Annotated in this window: 12 protein-coding genes and 3 pseudogenes; 8 read left to right on the top strand and 7 right to left on the bottom strand. The window is 66.5% G+C overall.

Annotation, left to right across the window (positions count from 1 at the left end; genetic code table 11):
- Window positions 1-2 precede the first annotated feature (2 nt).
- Window positions 3-755 (top strand): hypothetical protein, encoded by a 753-nt coding sequence (locus ACZ5WG_RS38590; protein ID WP_468729326.1) that lies wholly within the window; start codon window positions 3-5, stop codon window positions 753-755.
- Here ACZ5WG_RS38590 and ACZ5WG_RS38585 read toward each other — a convergent pair.
- From ACZ5WG_RS38585 to ACZ5WG_RS38570, 4 genes are read right to left on the bottom strand one after another with little or no spacing between them, the layout of a single operon-like run.
- Window positions 708-1,610, bottom strand: coding sequence for a hypothetical protein (locus ACZ5WG_RS38585; RefSeq protein ID WP_468729325.1), 903 nt, complete (start codon window positions 1,608-1,610; stop codon window positions 708-710). The two genes, ACZ5WG_RS38590 and ACZ5WG_RS38585, sit on opposite strands and share 48 nt — an antisense overlap.
- A complete protein-coding gene (locus ACZ5WG_RS38580) occupies window positions 1,607-2,662 on the bottom strand; it encodes a TniB family NTP-binding protein (RefSeq protein ID WP_468729324.1) in 1,056 nt (351 codons plus the stop codon). Before ACZ5WG_RS38580 ends, ACZ5WG_RS38585 begins: the two co-directional genes overlap by 4 nt.
- Window positions 2,653-4,737, bottom strand: coding sequence for a Mu transposase C-terminal domain-containing protein (locus tag ACZ5WG_RS38575; RefSeq protein WP_468729356.1), 2,085 nt, complete (start codon window positions 4,735-4,737; stop codon window positions 2,653-2,655). The genes ACZ5WG_RS38580 and ACZ5WG_RS38575 overlap by 10 nt, the downstream gene beginning before the upstream one ends.
- On the bottom strand, window positions 4,721-5,497 hold the full coding sequence (locus ACZ5WG_RS38570) for a TnsA-like heteromeric transposase endonuclease subunit (protein WP_468729355.1): 777 nt from the start codon (window positions 5,495-5,497) through the stop codon (window positions 4,721-4,723). Before ACZ5WG_RS38570 ends, ACZ5WG_RS38575 begins: the two co-directional genes overlap by 17 nt.
- Before the next feature lie 212 nt (window positions 5,498-5,709).
- On the opposite strand from ACZ5WG_RS38570, the gene ACZ5WG_RS38565 reads away from it, so the two are divergent.
- The 6 genes from ACZ5WG_RS38565 (at window position 5,710) to ACZ5WG_RS38540 (ending at window position 10,217) form a co-directional block, all read left to right on the top strand.
- Window positions 5,710-6,885 carry a ParA family protein gene (locus ACZ5WG_RS38565; RefSeq protein ID WP_468729323.1) on the top strand — a complete coding sequence of 392 codons (1,176 nt, stop codon included), beginning with the start codon at window positions 5,710-5,712 and terminating at the stop codon, window positions 6,883-6,885.
- Complete coding sequence (locus tag ACZ5WG_RS38560; RefSeq protein WP_468729322.1) at window positions 6,882-7,820, top strand: ParB/RepB/Spo0J family partition protein; 939 nt, start codon at window positions 6,882-6,884, stop codon at window positions 7,818-7,820. The genes ACZ5WG_RS38565 and ACZ5WG_RS38560 overlap by 4 nt, the downstream gene beginning before the upstream one ends.
- An 83-nt stretch (window positions 7,821-7,903) precedes the next feature.
- Window positions 7,904-8,170: a hypothetical protein gene (locus ACZ5WG_RS38555; protein WP_468729321.1), complete on the top strand. Its 267-nt coding sequence runs from the start codon at window positions 7,904-7,906 to the stop codon at window positions 8,168-8,170.
- Window positions 8,171-8,351: 181 nt separating this feature from the next.
- Window positions 8,352-9,083 carry an alpha/beta hydrolase gene (locus ACZ5WG_RS38550; RefSeq protein ID WP_468729320.1) on the top strand — a complete coding sequence of 244 codons (732 nt, stop codon included), beginning with the start codon at window positions 8,352-8,354 and terminating at the stop codon, window positions 9,081-9,083.
- Between the two features lie 17 nt (window positions 9,084-9,100).
- Window positions 9,101-9,466 carry a GlcG/HbpS family heme-binding protein gene (locus ACZ5WG_RS38545; RefSeq protein WP_468729319.1) on the top strand — a complete coding sequence of 122 codons (366 nt, stop codon included), beginning with the start codon at window positions 9,101-9,103 and terminating at the stop codon, window positions 9,464-9,466.
- Window positions 9,467-9,665: 199 nt separating this feature from the next.
- The gene (locus tag ACZ5WG_RS38540) at window positions 9,666-10,217 is read left to right on the top strand and encodes a hypothetical protein (RefSeq protein WP_468729318.1); all 552 of its coding nucleotides are present in this window, start codon (window positions 9,666-9,668) and stop codon (window positions 10,215-10,217) included.
- A 205-nt stretch (window positions 10,218-10,422) separates the two neighbouring features.
- On the opposite strand, the pseudogene ACZ5WG_RS38535 reads toward ACZ5WG_RS38540, so the two are convergent.
- The 3 genes and pseudogenes from ACZ5WG_RS38535 to ACZ5WG_RS38525 all read right to left on the bottom strand — a co-directional run.
- A pseudogene (locus ACZ5WG_RS38535) lies at window positions 10,423-11,105 on the bottom strand (IS256 family transposase); the annotation flags it as partial.
- A 491-nt stretch (window positions 11,106-11,596) separates the two neighbouring features.
- Window positions 11,597-11,833, bottom strand: a pseudogene (locus tag ACZ5WG_RS38530) (transposase); the annotation flags it as partial.
- A gap of 251 nt (window positions 11,834-12,084) precedes the next feature.
- Window positions 12,085-14,619 (bottom strand): DUF4332 domain-containing protein, encoded by a 2,535-nt coding sequence (locus tag ACZ5WG_RS38525; RefSeq protein WP_468729317.1) that lies wholly within the window; start codon window positions 14,617-14,619, stop codon window positions 12,085-12,087.
- Between the two features lie 327 nt (window positions 14,620-14,946).
- On the opposite strand from ACZ5WG_RS38525, the pseudogene ACZ5WG_RS38520 reads away from it, so the two are divergent.
- Window positions 14,947-16,046: pseudogene (locus ACZ5WG_RS38520) on the top strand (IS3 family transposase).
- Window positions 16,047-16,248: the final 202 nt, after the last annotated feature.

The following is a 16,248-nucleotide window of genomic DNA, read 5'->3' as shown; positions in this document are numbered from 1 at the left end:
GCATGACGGATTGGTCGGGGCTCAGCCATGCGTACGGCTCTGCGGAAGACATACCTGCTCTGCTGGAGCGGATCGCATCGGATCCGACCTCTGAACGCTGGAATGACCTCTGGTCTGCCCTGTGCCATCAGGGCAGCGTGTACTCGGCCAGCTTTGCAGTGCTGCCCTGGCTGGTCGGCGTAGCCAGCACGGACGACCGCGAGCGAGCAGTTCATGCGCTGAACCTGGCGGGCGCAATCATGGCGGGTGCCGACCAGCCTCATGGGGCCGGCGATGTCCGCGTGAAGCACTCGGCCGACGTAGCGACCTTGCTTTCGCTGGCGAATGAGCGCCTTCGGACGGCTATCGATCGCAGTGAGTACGCCTATCTCCTGGAAGACGTACTGAGCTTTGAGGGCGTGTCCGGTTGGAGCGAAGACTTGGCGTGGGGGCTCACGAACGAGGAGTACGAGATCTCCTGCCCCGGCTGTGCAGCGGGCCTGTTCATTGTCTTTGGCGAGCGTGGGTTCTTCTCGACCAGCGGTGACTACGCACTCTCGGACGACGAGGTGGAGACGAGGCCCCTGCTCCCCGCTGCCCCCCTTGGCCTGACCGGCATCGGTCGCCGTCTCCACGATGTCGCGCTTGCCGACGGTCAGGAAGAGGTGGCGAACATGTTGACCTACGTCTTCGGCGATGCGACCTGCCCGGACTGTGAAGCGCACTTCTCAGTGGCCGCTCAGATCAGTGCCGGCTGGCCAGCCAGGCTGGGATGATTCAGCCACTGCTTCGACGCGCACGGCGATTTGTCTCAGCTCGGTCAGGAACCAATCACGGGTCGTGGTTCGCAGAGCTCGTTCTTGTGGCAGCCGCCGATTGAACTCGGCTTTGAAGCGGTCGAACTTCTCGTCGTCGGCGAGCGCGACCTTCCGCCAGTGCGGGGAGGAGTAAAGCGAGATCGTCTCGACGATTTCCGGATAGACGGCGACATATCGGCGCGGGTCGAAGGGGCGGACGCATCCGTTGACCGGAGACATCTGACGGAGCCGTTCGGCACGGTCGCTTAGGCGGTAGCCGCGCTGGAACATGCTGTGCCAGAAGGCCGAACCGTACTGGTAGCACGCGTCGAGCAGGAGATTTCCGTGGCGGCGCAGAAGCCGGTGGTGGCGGCGTTGGGCTTCGACAACGTCCGGGAACTCGGTGAGATCGAACTGACGGGAGGGGCTGTCGACGGCCCTTCCGATCCAGAGACGGTGCGGGATGCAGACTTGATCGTGGCGGGAAGCCCAGGTCCAGACGCTGTGATCCGGGACGCCGGTCCGTTGTGCCACGCAGCGACGGCAGGCATAGGTAGCGTGTTGACGCGGTCGTCCTGACTGCCCTTTCTGAGTCTTGCCGAGGTGCGGGATTGCCTTCACGAGGCTGTCACGGGGCTGGCCGCTGACGATGCTGAGGCGGCTTACGTAGTCCTGCTGGGACAGCAGCCAGCTGGATGGCGCCATCAGCCGTTGGACGGGAATCTTGTTTTTCTGACTCAGACGCCACAGATAGGAATCCTCGGTCTCGCCGGGGAACGGCTTCACGGGCATGGGAAGCGGCCGGACGAGCCAGAAATCGGTCGTCCCGCTCACCCCGCCGCCCTCGCCGGGGAGGCCGCGCGCCGACTCGTGGACTCGCTGTTGTGATCGATGCGGGTGTTCTTGAGCGAGGCGCGGGTGATGCGCTCGCTGTTGTCGAGGATCGCGGAAATGGCTGCGGCCCTGATCAGGTGAGACAGGCTGCCGATGACTCCACCGGTCCGCTGGTGGAGGTAGTCCGACAGTTTCACCAGTGTGCCTGGCTCGTGCCGGTGCAGCCGCAGCGTTGTCTCCAGGGAGGCAACCAGCGAGTGCCATTCGCTGCCCAAGGGGAAGGATCCGGTGCGGACAAGAACACATCTGCCGCCGAGCTGCTTCCCGCGGACTCCGGTGAACACGCCGGACTGCTCGACGTCGATGCCGGCGTAGACGAACGTGGCGGGCAGGTGCTCCGTGAAGTACTTCAGATGGTCGGAGAGGTCCTCGCCCGCGAGAGTCGCGTGGTTCATCAGGTGAATCTCATCGACCAGCACAAGGTCAGTGCGGGCTTCGATCATCACCTGGCAGACAGCGCTCGTGATGTCGATGGTGTTGTGCCGGGGCCCGATCGCCGGCAGGCCGAGGAAGCGGGCGAACTCCATGGCGAGCTTGCGTGGAGACCCCTTGGGCGGGGCAGTCAGGTAGACGACCGGGATCCGGTTGCTATCCGGGTAGCGCTGGCGTACCCGCAGTTCGTGGAGACGTCCGAGCTGCTTGAGTGCGGTCGTCTTCCCCGTCGTCTGCTTCCCCGAGACGATCATGCCGCGTCGGGCGCCGTGCTCACGCTGGTTGAGCAGCGTGAGCAGTCGCCCTTGATGGGCAATCTCCTTCACAGCCGAGGTTCGGACGACTTGAACTTCCGAGTGATACCGGATTCGGGCCTCGTCGTAGGGTTCGCGCCGCATCAGGTCCAAAGCCTGCCATTCCGGTCCGGGCAGCAGATCGAAGCCGGCTGCGTCTTCCTCGACGAACCGGCGCCAGCCTTCCAGACGGGTGGAGGGATCTGGCCGGTCTTCTTCCAGGTCCACAGGCTCTTCTTCGTCCGGTTCCGGGGTGGCTACCACCACTTCTCAGCCTCCTTGCGTGCATCGAAGATCTCCAATGGGATGACCTCTGCGAGTGCCTCCTCCCCTTCCGGCGCGATCGCGGCCTCCGCTCTCGGCTCAGGTTCAGGAACCGGCCGGGGCCAGGAAGCGGAAGAGGTCGCCCGGGTCCGGGCGGCGACCTTGCGGTCCCGGCGCTCGGCCGGCCGGTCGCTGGTACGCCGTCGGGCAGGGCGCGCTTCCGGTCCGTCGGCGGCCCGATCCAGCAGCGCCGCCGCAGCCTGGGCGACTTCCTCCTCGTGCGGCCTGCGCTGCTCCCGCTCGGTCAGTACCTGGTGGGCTCGCTCGAAGACCAACTCGCCCATTGGAACGGGAGACGTGCGCAGATGGCGCCACGTTGCCGTGATCCACCCTTCCCCGCGGTGATTGCGCACCCAGGCGCAGGAGATGTCGTAGGGGTCGTAGTGGACCTCCCATAGACGGCCGGCTGGCCCCGCCCCGGAGGGTTGGCGCCGGTGGGGGCCGAGTGCGCAGGCGTCGTAGGTGCGGTTGTTGATACGGACTCCGCTTGGACCGATGACCCGCCATGCACGGGGCATCAGCTGGATGTACTCCTCCGGACTCAGCGCGACTGGCACGTATCCAGCTGCCGAGATCAGGGCGGCGTACTTCTCGTTCGGGCTCAGCGGCCGATCCGGCATCAGCGGGTCCCTCAGACCGTCGTGCGGCCGTGTTTGCCACCCCGCGACGACCCACTCCTGCAGCAGCTCCTGGAGTTCGTGGATGGACCAGGCCGCGTGCGAGGCCGGGTCCTTGCCACGCATCTCGGCGCTGCGGCCCGTATAGCCAGCCACGTACTGGGCGAACATCGTCGCCACCGAGCCGAGGGTCCGTTCGATGTGCGGCCGGTCGGTCGGGGTATCGGGATGCGCGGGCTGGAAGGAGATCCCCAGGCTCCGGCAGGCGTTGCGGAAGGTGTCCGAGATGAACGCCTTCCCGTGGTCGCTAACCACCATCTCCGGGGCGATCACCGGGACCGCGGCGGCCTTGGCCAGCCGCTCGTCCAGCGACAGCAGCGATGCGTAGGGCAGCACCGAGCGCGACATGCGCAAGGCGTCTGGCCAACCGGGCCTCATCAGCTCCGGTGTCGTAGCTCGGGCCAGCAGGAGTGCGGCGTCCACCGCCTTGGTCGACGGGCGCAGTACCACCGCCGCCAAGGTCCTGGTGGCCACATCCACCAGCCCGGTCAGCTCGCAGCGGTCCACGACCCCGTCGTCATGGATGACCAGGACATCCAGGGGCGTGGAGTCAATCTCCATCACCTCGCCCGGCCGGCCAGCTATGAGCTGCCCGAACATTCGCTTCGGCTGCTTGCCCAACGAGCGGCGGGTGCGGGCCGACCCCAGGAGATGCCGCCCGCTGGAGACCGCCTCGAGCAGCCGGTAGAACGTCGCGCGGGAGGGCAGCTCCACCACTCCGGCGCCGTGCTCGGCCGCCAGCTCCCGCTCCACCTTCCGCCGCAGCACCTGCGCGGTAACAGTCGCCTCCTCTGTCCGCCCGCCCACCACCTTCTCGATCGCGGCCACCACCCGTGGATCAGCCCGGCTCGTGCCAGTGGCGGGCTTGCGCAGCCGCCCGTCCACCAACCCCGCCACCCCGTCACGCTCGAAGCGGGACCGCATCCGACGCAGCGCGCTCAGCCCCACTTCCTCACCGCTCTCCCCCAATTCGGCCAGCTTGGTCAGCTCCCGCTGCCGCAGCGAGTGCAGCGAGTGCAGCGACGGGTCGTACTCGGCCCGCACCGGGGCGTGCGGATCGTCGTCCGGGCGTCCCGTCAGCAGCTCGACCAAGTGACGCTGCCACCACCTGACCCGATCCGTGACGTCCTCCGGCAGACCCGCCAAAGCACCCGGATCACCCATGACCGGGCGGACGGGGCCGACGCTGACCACGGCGAAGCCGTCGGAGGACAGCAAATGCCCCAGCAGCACCACGCTCGCGGCATGCGCATCGTCGACCAGCCGCACCGACGTGCCGTGCAGGGCGACGACCGTGTGCTCACGCCCGTCATAGCGGACCCGGTCACCCAGCAACAGCATCCGCGGACGCATCGGCATTGGTGTCCACCTCCTTGGCGATCGCGGGTGCCAGGCTCACCAGCGTGGCCGCCGACAGCAACTCACCCTCCAGATCGATGTCGAGCTCCCGGAGCCACAGCAGATGGAAGAGCACCGGCAGCACGGCGATCGGGTCACCGACCGACCGGGCTCCCTCCAGCAGGCCCTGAGACTCGGTGAAGGCGGCCCTCAGCTCAGCCGCCACCGGCTCCCGCCGCACCCTGGGGTGCCGGTAACCCGACAGCCAGCGCAGATTCGCCGCCGCCACCGGCTCCAGCACCCCGACACGCTCGTATCCCCAGCCGACCCGGCCGCAGGCCACGGCAGTGGCTGCGAACTTTGCAGCGTCCTCGGGCTCGATCCGATCGTCGGGACGTACGTCCAGCACCGTGGCTGTGCCGTCCCGCCGACGTACGAAGTAGTCCGGCGTGTGGTTGATCCGGCGCCCCTGGCCGCCGTACCGCCAGGAAAGCCGGAAGGGCTGCGAGGCCAGCGCCACCACATCCGGGTCGAAGTCCAGCCGCATCAGGTGGCCCAGCTCAACCCAGGATTCGTAACCGATGTCCGTGGCCCTGGTTGCCGCCCAGTACCAGCCGGGGAAGTTGCGCTGTCCCCGGTACGACGGGAACGCACGCACTTGCTCCGCCAGCTCGAAGCCGGCTGACCACATCACCTCAAGTGGCCCCCGGCACAGCTCACCAGGGGCCGCCACGTACTCCAGCCAGAAGTCCTCTGCCTCCAACAGTCCCTCCCGCTTCGCCCTGCCCACGCGCATCGACCGTAGGTAGCGGCTCAGACCGGTGGGTCAGGAAGAGCGAGACGTAACAGCAGATGGCCGAGGTTGACTGAGACGCGCGACCAGATGGCTCAGAACGACTGGGATTGGCTCACCATCAGCGAGACAGGTCAGGACAAAAATGGACAGCGTGTCAGCGTGTAGCACTTGCACGGCACATGGCGACTAGTAAGGTAACCGGCACGACCGCTCCATACGACCCATCCGACAGGGAAAAGGTAGTCGTCAAGCTGCCGCCGGCCCTGCGTCACGAGCTCAAGGTTCGCGCCGCCCAACTCAGTGTCGACATCCAAGATGCCGTGACAGATGGCGTCCACGCCTGGCGAACCGACCCCTCCGCCGCCAGGACCGTTGACACCTCTGGCGGCCCATCCTTCGCTACCTATCTGCCCAGTGGGCTGTATGGGGACTTCAAGAAGGACTGCAAGGTCCAGGGAGTCGCCTACAACCAGGGTGTGGCCCAGTCGATCCGGCTATGGCTCGACACCCACACCATGCCGGCGCCGGTCCGCCCTGAGCATGCTCGTCGGTTCGTCGTGTGCAATCAGAAGGGCGGCGTGGGCAAGAGCGCGGTCAGCGCGGGTCTCGCCGAGGCTCTCGCGGAGGCCGACGCCCGTGTCTGCGTGATCGACTTCGACCCTCAGGGGCACCTGACCCTGCACCTGGGGGAGAAGCACCTGGGGGTCAAGGAGCCCAGCCTCGCCAAGCACATGCTGGGGGAGGTCGACGGCTCGATCCGTGACCTCCTAATCCCCATCGAGTACGACGAGTTCCACGGCCGTCTCTTCCTGCTGCCGGCATGTAAGGACGCCTTCCTGCTGGACGCGAAGCTCGCCACCACGCGGCACGTCCGCGTGAAGGAGACCGCGCTGGAGAAGGCCATCGAAGCCCTTGAAAAGGACTTCGACTACATCGTGATCGACTGCCCGCCGAGCCTGGGATACACCATGGACACGGCGCTCTACTTCGCCCGGAACCGCGAAGGTGAAGACCCCCGAGCCTCTGGGCTGCTCGTAGTGGTCCAGGCAGAGGACACCTCTGCCGACGCCTACGACATGCTCCACGAGCAGATCGAGGACATGGAAGGCGACCTGGACGTCGCCATCACCCAGCTGGGCTTTGTCGTCAACCTGTACGACGCCCGCAAGGGATGGATCGCTACGTCGTCGCTCGATGGCTGGGAGCAGTTCGGCGACCCCCCGGTCCTCGCCGTCATCCCCGACCTCAAGGAACAGCGAGAGGCCGTACGCCTCAAGCGCCCCCTTCTTGAGTATGCGCCCGACTGCGACCAGGCCATCGCCATGCGCGATCTGAAGAAAGCACTGACGAAGTGAGCAAGAAGGACCTCCTCGGCGGCGGCAGCTCGTTCTCCGCCGCTCGCCGGACAGGCGAACGCAGCGAACGCGGCCGCGCCAAGGCCATCACGGAGGGAGCGATCCCGACCTACGAGCTCATCAGGATCGAGCTCGACGAGGTCTCCCCCACGCCTCTGAACCCGCGTCGCAACTTCGGGTCCGACGACGACCTCACGCGTTTCGGTGAGGAACTGCGCCAAGCGCAACTCGCCGCTTGCGTCGTCGTGTCCCGTACCGCCTACCTTGCGCTCTGGCCCGAGCATGGGCCCCACATCGGATCAGCCGAGTTCGTCCTCGTCAACGGCGAGCGCCGATACCGCAGCGCCCGCCATGTCGGCATCGACAAGCTCGACTTCGTCATGCGCGACGACCTCGCACGAACGCGCGAGGATTTCGTCGACCACCTCCTCGCCGAGAACCTGGACCGTGAGGACTTCGACGTCATCGAACGAGCTCGAGGCGTTCAGGAGCTCGTCAATGTCTGCACCGAGGCAGGTGAGCGCGGGGCGCAGTCGCGCGCAGCAGAGCGCCTGAAGCGGGATCGCTCGTGGGTGACAAACCAGTTGGCGCTTCTCTCGGTGCCGACTGAGCTGCAGACGATGCTCAGCGCAGGCACGCTGTCCGAACGCGATGGCCGCGCACTGGCTCGTGTGCTGCGGGACTCCCCCAGTCTCAACGCAGCTCAGTTGCTGCAACACCTGGACGCCCAGAAGGCCCAGGCAGCGGAGGCCAAGGCACAGGAGCGGGCACTGCTGGAGTCGGCCAGGCGGTCGGAGACGGCACCTCCCACCGGCCCGGCCGGTTTGTTGTCCGCGGACAACAAACCGGCCCGGGAGCTCCCTGCGGCAGCGCCGCTGGCGTCACCGGCTGCGTCCTCGGATGGTTTGTTGTCCGCGGACGCGTTACTCAAATGATTCAGCCCTCACGGTACCGCCGCGACAGTTCTTGATCATGGACGTCCCAGCGGGAGAAGTGTGAAGTCCAATTGATAGCTCCAGTGAACCTCACCCGCCGGGGCATCGGGGTCGACATCGGCTTCGGCACCGAGTTCGTCACCGACGCCCAGGGCGAGGCACTCCACGGCCGCTACCCGCGGCTGGACATGGCCACCGTCCTGGTCGACGACGTCGTGCGGCAGGCCGCCCGCTCCCCGCAGGCCGGCGCCCGCTACACCGTCCCAAGCGAATTCCTCCGCGAGCGCGGCGAACCCGGCGCCGTCACCGCCCTCGAACTCGCGGCTCGGGCAGCCCGCTGGGGCTCCTGACGCCGACACCACACCGCAGGGCTGAGGGCCGGCACCGGGCGCTCCCGACGGGCCGCCGTGCACCAGATCTGCGCGCTCGCATCTTCGCGTGGTGTCGGGGCGTCCGGCGAGCCGATGACCTGGGTACGGTCTCACGGGAGCAGGCCGGCGACGCCGTCCATGGACGATACGGAGGTCAGCGGTGAAGAGTCAGCACGAACCGACGGGGTCGCTCCGCGCAGACGTCAGCGCGGCCCGGGCTGCGACAATCCACGTGATCGTGCTCCCCGGCGGCGGGTACGCGGCGCATTCGGCACACGAAGCGGAGCCGGTCGCCGGCTGGCTCGGTGGGATCGGCATCTCGGCGAGCGTGTTCCGGTACCCGCTTCATGCGCGCCATCCCGAGCCCCTGCTGGCGCTGCGCGCCGAGATCCGGCGCCGCCGCGAACAGGGCGCCGAGCGTATCGGTCTGATCGGGTTCTCCGCAGGAGGGCACCTGGCCGGGCACGCCGCGCTCGCACCGACCGCCGACCTACGCGAGTCGGTCCAGTTCGCCGTACTCGGCTACGCGATCACGTCGATGGAGACCGAGACCTACCGGCCCTCGCGGATCATCCTGCTCGGTGAAGACGCCTCGCCGGACCTGCGGCGTGAGACATCGCTGGACAAGCTCGTGACCGCCCAGTCACCACCGTTCTTCCTGTGGCACACCGCCGAGGACATCTACGTCCCTCCGGAGCACACCTACCGCCTCGCCGCGGCCTTGGCCGCGCACGACGTCCCGCACACAGTCCATGTATTCGCGCACGGCCCCCACAGTCTCGGGCTCGCCCGAGGGGCCGGTGACGCGGCGGCCTGGACCACGTTCGCAGCCTCCTGGATCGCCGAACAGATCGACGCTCCCGACAGAGGCACCACGAACTCGCACCGCTGACGACCGGGGCAAACGCCATGAGCATCGACCTGGATACGGCCCAAACCATGGTCGAGAGGGGCCACACCCGCTCGGTGGCGATCGGCGTCCCGATGAACATCGCCGTCGTCGACGGCGGCGGACACCTGCTGGCCTTCGCCCGCTTGGACGGCGCGATCCTCGGCTCGATCGACATCGCACTCGCCAAGGCCAAGACCTCGATCCTTTTCAACGGGCCGAGCGAGGACCTGTGGGAGTTCTGCAAGCCCGGCGGCCCGGCTCCCGCGACTGAGTACACCAACGGGGGCCTGATCCCCTACGCCGGCGGCCTCCCCGTCCACGACGACAGTGGCACTCTGATCGGCGGAGTAATTGTCAAGAGTTGTGGATTGAGTGACGTGTGATCAGCTGCAGCGGTCGTGGGACGCTCGATCAAGCGGCGGTTCTCCGACCTGGCGGCGGGGCGGACGTGCGACCAGCGGTGATGTGAAACGGTTCGCCCGGGTTCCCCCGTGCGGGGGACTCGATGTCCATCGCAGAGATGATCACCGAACCCGTCTTGAGTCGGATCCCGGGCGTTCACCGAGCAGCGAAGCTCGACTCATGGGAATCAAGACGCTTCATCCTTCCCCGCCGGTCGGTGACACCGCGCGGCCCGTCCCAAGGTGGGCCATCCGCTGCGCCCAGCTCATACCCCTCGTCGTCGTCCCGTCGTGCCTGTGGCGTCTACCGTTCGCATTCGACTACGAGATGGGCCAGGTCTACGCGGTCCACAAGACATGGCACTGGTGGGTGATCCTGTATGTCTTCGGACTCAGCCTTCTCTCCGAGGGACTGGCCTATCTCTCCTTCGGCCTGGTGGCCCGGTGGGGCGAAGTGGCACCCTCATGGCTCCCGGTCATCGGCGGCAAGCGCATTCCACCACTGGCTGCGATCGTCCCGGCCACTCTGGGCGGTCTGGCGCTGATCGCGCTGTGGGATCCCCTGCCTCTCGCCTTCCTCCACATCGGCGGGGTGCCCCTTGTCGAGTACTCCAGCGGATGGTGGAAGGCGCTTGCAGCAGCGGCCACTCTCCCGCTGACTCTGTGGGGCCCACTTCTCCTGGCCGTGACGTACGCGTACTACACACGCCGCCGCGGAGAAACAGTCGCTTGACACGCGTCGCTGCCCAAGCGCGCCCGCGAGGCGCTGGCCGTCGCGGGCCAACGAAGGTTCCCGTTCACGATGGACCAGGGGCTTGTGGACTTATTGGCTCTGTCGCGGGCAAGTCGGACAGGTCGGCTACGGAAACTCGATCGGCGGCGCAACGGCGTGGATAGGCTCTGACCTGGCGCGGGTCAAGTTCGAGTTTGACCTGTGATCAGGCCACAGCGGCCTCGGGACGTTCGACCAGGATGCCGTTCTCGAACCTGGCGCCGGCGCGGACCACGGGCACGAGGTGGGCACCGGTGATCGCGCGCCAGCGGACCTGGGCGGACTCGACCGGCTTGAACACCATCGCCAACGCGGCGGCGGGTTGCCGGCCCCGCGGGTGACCTTGGTCCGCAGCTTGACGGTGGAGAACGTGGACTCGATGGGGTTCGTGGTCCGCAGGCGGATCCAGTGCTCGGCCGGGAAGCCGTAGAACACCAGCAGTTCCTCCCGGTCCTCGGTGATCTTCGCGACGGCCTTGGGCCACTTCGCCCCGTAGGTGCAGGCGAATGCCTCGATCGCCTGCTCGGCGTGCGCCCGGTCCTCGGCGTTGTAGATCTCCCGCATCGCCTTCGTCGCGCCCGGCTGTGCGGACTTTGGCAGGGCGTTCGCGGCATTCCGGGCCTTGTGCACCCAGCACCTTTGATGCCGGGCGGCGGGGAACACCTCGGCCAGCGCCTTCCAGAGCCCCATCGCGCCGTCGCCGACGACGAGTTCGGGGTCGCGCATGCCCCGGAGGCGGCAGTCGCGCAACAGGTCCGCCCACGACTCGGTGCTCTCCCGCAGGCCCTCCGCAAGGGCGATCAGCTCCTTGGTTCCGTCCAACCGCACCCCGAGCAGGACCAGCACGCACGAGTGCGCCTACCCGAGGCGGACCTTGGGACTCCAGGCCCGGGTCAACACGACGGCTCGCATGATCGCCTGGGGCGGCCAGCCCGTCGGCGCCGCCACTGCGGACATACTCGCCGACGCGACGAGTGTCCGTACCGCTCTCCTGCTGGCTTGCCTCGGCGCAGCTCCTGAGGGTGTACGTGCGCCCGGACCACCGCAGGCACGGACTGGCCCGCCCCATGGTCAGGAAAGCCTGCGAGTTCGCCGCCGGCGTCCCCGGCTACGACACGATCTACCTGCACACGAACGTCGACATCCCGGGCGCGGAAGCCTTCTGGCGCAGCATGGCCGACGAGGTCTGCGACGCCCGCATGACCGGCGAGCACGGCGGCTACGGGACCGTCCACTTCGAAATCCCGATCCCCGTCGCGGCCACCGCCGGCCCACCAGCGCGTCTCCCCTGCGAAATACCGGGCCGCCTTGCGGAGAATGTCGCGCTCTTCCTCCAGCTCGCGGATCCTCTTCCGGGCTGCGGCCAACTCCGCCTGAACGTCGTCACCGCTGGCCTGCGAGGCGGCCGGCTGTGTCGAGTGGGAGCCGGGGCGGCGCCCGTCGGCAGCCCGGATCCAGTTCCGCAGCGTCTCGGTGTTCACCCCGAGATCAGCGGCGACCGACTTGACCGTCGCTCCCGGCCTCGACCGGTACAACGCGACCGCGTCCTCCTTGAACTCGGCGGGGTAGTGCTTCATCCCCACGGGGACTCCGTTCTCCTGGACCATCAAGATCCAAGTGTCTCCGGTGTCCAAAATCCGGGGTCAAGGCCCGTCTTGACAGTCTTGCGGTCCAACGAGCTTGCGGTCCGCGAGCGGCCGGCATCGTCATGCTTACAGTCCGGGAGTCCAGGGCCGTCGCGGGTGACACAATGCAGGGGAATCGCGCCGCCGACTACTCCACCTTGTTGGCCCCTCCGTAGCCCATGCGGCGAGAATATGAGCTGTGGTCAGCGCCACCAGGGACGGCGTTTGCGTTGGACGGCTACCAACCACGACTGAGGCTTCTGCACTCCCGCCAGGCTGGTCAGGCGCTCTTCAGTAGCCCGAGTTCGAATCAGACGTAGGAGTTCGCTCTCATCGCGGCGTGCCGCATCCCGCAATGCTTCTCGGGAGGCGATGCCCACACTGAGGATCAGGTGCAGCATCAGGGGGTCGCCCAGGTCCTCATGGACTCGTGCTAGCAACCCCACGTCGCGCATCTGCCGGATGGTGACGGCCGAAACGCTCAGATGTTCGGCCAGCTGCATCCGAAGCTGAGTGGTGTGGGTGCGACGAAGGACATCATCAGCAGTGGCGATACCCGCTTCCTGAAGCTTCGCACGATGTGCGACGAACGCCGGCAGGTCAAGAAATTCCCGGGGTGGCTGCGCATGTACCAGCTGCCTGAACCTTTCGTCGGACCGCAGCTTACGAAAGCAAGGATCCTCGGCGGCGTCGTTACGGTCGCGGTCTGTGACGAGCGCGAACTGGAGATCGTCGAGCGCTTGATCGCGCTGCTGCTTGCGAGTCTTGCGAGTCAGCTTGGTCTGGCTGGCCAAAAACATGTGCAGGCACGCGTGATCGTAGGTCAGCCGTGGTGACGGATCGACGCCCTCGTGGGAATGCTCTCCTGTGATTTTATCCAGGTTCACGCCCTTCAAAGCGTCGATACAGCGCAGAAGGTTCACAGCGAACGGGCGCATCTCCTCGGCTTGGTGTTGTAGCTGCTTGCAGTTCCAGGATTTCGAACACAGGTCGTGAAGCCTCTTCGCAGACTTCTCCGCGTCCCCCAAAAATGTGGGCGCACCGGCGTCCGCATGGGTTCCCTTGTCTCGGGCATGCACGTAGGCGTTGAGCCACTGGGTAGTGCTGCTGTAGAGAACGCGGATCTTCAGCGGCACCCAGCCTTCCTCTGCGTCAGGCTTTTCCGATAGGCCTGACCTTTTGTACTCTCTATCGAGGGTCCGCGCGAATGACGCGAAGTCCGTTTCTTCGTGCGGGGTTTCTTCGTATCCCGCCCACAGGTACTCGAAACGTGCCAGCGTGTTCCCTGGATCCTCGTCCGTGGCCCGGGACAGAAGATCCACACGCCGCACGCTTCGATCCTCACCCTCGTCCAGGAGAGACTTGCTCTTGGCGATGACTTGCAGCGCGACGCTTTTCCATTGCCGGGCCCCGCACAGGTCTGCCTTCAGTTCCTGGTGCACTTCGCTGAGGTGTACCAGGACAAAGGCTGCAGCGCCGGTGAGCATCTGCGCCCTTGCCCGGTCCTGGTCGGTGTCCAAGGGGAGCCCGAGTTCCATCCTGCTGAACACCGCGCTTGCCGCGTGCCGCCCGTTGCGGGAGATGGCGGTCGCCACCCTGTTGTCGTCCACGAGCGTCACGCGTGCCCGCCATGTGAGGTCGGGTCGAAGGGCGAAGAACAGACGCGACAGCGCCCCGACGACATTGCCAGCGGGCAGCACGCTCAGCTCTTCGTTGGGGATCTGACTCAGAGGGGTGGTGGCCAGAGCGGAAGTGGCCCGATCGAGAGCCTTCGGTGTCTCCGTGCCCAGCCCCTTCATCCGGGCCAGCAGGTAGTCGGTGGCGGCCGCGTTTACCTTCCCGTCGGGCTGCTGCACTTCCACTTGGAGACGCAGGTTCTGCCCGAACGCGGCCGCGGTCAACACCACACCGATCAGAGCAAGAGCGGCGTGGGCCACCATCAAGCGCGTCTCGTAAGCGATAGGCACCATCAGAACGACAATCGCTGCCACGACCACAACGCCGAGTGAGACAAGCAAAGTCATCCAGTGCCTGAGGCGACTCCGAGTAGCCCAACACACCACCCCGAAAGTGCCGGCCCCAATCACGAAAATGGCCAACGCTGCGATCCAGCATTGCATCCACGTCGGGGTGAACGGATTAAACATGGCGAACAGAGGCGTCATGATTGCCGCGCTGATCAGCAGCGCGCAGCCAGCGCCTCCAGCGATCCGCTTGGCCCCGGTCGGCCAGGCAACCGAGCCCACCTTTACTAAAAGCCGCGAGGACAGACCTGCGAGCGCATAGAGCGCCAGGAGACCGATCGTGCTGAAGAGTGCAAGTCTGCCCAGGGGAAGAACCCAGTCTGCGTAAAACCGATCCCAGTTCGATTGTGCCGTCGGCAGGGGACGACTCTCCAGATCTGCCACCCGAGCAATACCCGCCACCGCGCCCGCGTTGGCCGCATCAAACTTCAGTGCGGCGCGGAACATCCGCTCCGCCCCCTTGAGGTCTCCCGAGCGAATCAGCCGCTTGCCGTTTGTGACCTGCTCCGCCGCCGCCTGACGCGCCACTGCCACGAGCTGAAGGCCTTCCACGGCACAGTTGAGCTCGTCGTCGGCCGGCTTCACTGATTCATACAGCTTCTTCGCGCGGTCAAGTGAGCCAGCCTCGAGGTGTCCCTTCGCCGCAGCGCAGATCCTGTCCGCCACAGAATTCGGGGGAGCGGCAGCTACCACCATCAAGACGCTGAATGTCACGACCGTTAAGGCCCGGCCAACGCGTGTCCACATGCCCGTAAGTGAACCGACTCACGGGGTAGGCGGCTCTCTGAATGTGTTCAAGACGGTGTCATCGGCCGCCGTGCGGGAGTGCAGCCTGGATCGAAAGGCCCAGCCAGGGGCTTCACTGCGCCCACCCCGGCGGGCGCAGTGGACTGAAGGAGTGGTAGGTCCGGCCAGTGGGCCAGCCGAGTGGGCAGCGGGAGGCATCCTGGTCCCGCCCTTGGTGACGCACCGCGCTGAGGCGACCCCTGTGGTGTGGACACTCCGACAATGGATCTTGCTGATCCACGGGAAGGTGTCCTGGTGGGACGTAGGTCTCCGTATCCGGCGGAGTTCAGGAACGACGCTGTCGCGCTGTATCGCGCAGCGGGCGGGAAGCGCACGTATGCGGCGGTCGCGGCGGATGTCGGGGTGACCGGTGAGACGCTGCGGAGCTGGGTGCGCCAAGCCGACGAGCACGCGGGCCGCGATCACAGCTACGGTGAGCAGAGCGTGGAGAGCCGTGATGAGGAACTGGCCCGGCTGCGCGCGGAGAACGGCCGACCGCGCAAGGCGGAGAAGGAGTGGGAACTCGAGCGGGAGATCCTGCGCCGGGCAGCGGCCTATTTCGCCAAGGAGATGAAGTGAAGACCCGCCTCTGAGACTTTGTCTCCGCCCACGCCGAGACGCTCGGCGTCCAGCGGATATGCCAGGTCCTTCGGGTGTCTCGCTCGGGCTACTACCGGTGGATCGCCGGCGCGCGCACACGTTCAACCACAAGCGCGTCGAACGCCTGATGCGCATCAACCGGCTCGAGGGCCGCCACCTCCGGCGCCGCAAGCGCACCAAGGTCCCTGACCGGCTCGCACCGCCCGCCCCGGACCTGATCCAACGCGACTTCTCCGCCGTGCAGTTGGACGAGAAGTGGTGCGGCGACATCACATACGTGCAGGTCGGCGGCTCATAGCTGTACCTCGCCTGCGTCCTGGCCATCTGTTCACGCCGAGTGCTCGGCTGATCGATGGCCTCGCACATACGCGCCGAGCTGGTCATCGATGCGCTGAAAATGGCGGCGGCGACCCGCGGCGGCAACGTCGACGGAGTGATCTTCCACGCAGACAGGGGTTCGCAGTACACGTATGGCCGCGTTCGCGCAGGTCTGTGATGGTTTCGGGATCCGCAGGAGCATGGGCCGCGTCGGCTCGAGCTACGACAATGCCCTCGCCGAGTCGTTCTGGCAGGGGCTCAAGAGGGAGACGATGCGCCAGCGCCTGTTCTCGACGATGCATCAGGCGAGGCTGGAAATCTTCCAGTGGCTCACCTACTACAACGCCCGCAGACGCCAGAGCGCCCTCGACTACCTTTCATCTGCCGAATTCGAACAGCAACAGCAGAGAGCACGTGAACTCACACTCGCAGCATGAACCCCCGTGTCCACACTCCGGGGGACGCCTCAGCGGATTGCCGACCTCGCCCGCGCACGCCAACGACACAGGCCTGATGGGGAGACACACGAAAGATCTCGTACACGAACGCGGCGGATGCACTGGCAGCCGCCATCGTCACGTCGGCGACGCGGCCGCCGCGGCGGACTCCAGCTCCTGCACGCTCCACTTCTCCGGACCG

This window comes from Streptomyces sp. NPDC032745, from assembly GCF_055579465.1.
Note: the sequence above shows the minus strand (reverse complement) of the source record. Positions and strands in the feature narration are given on the sequence as shown.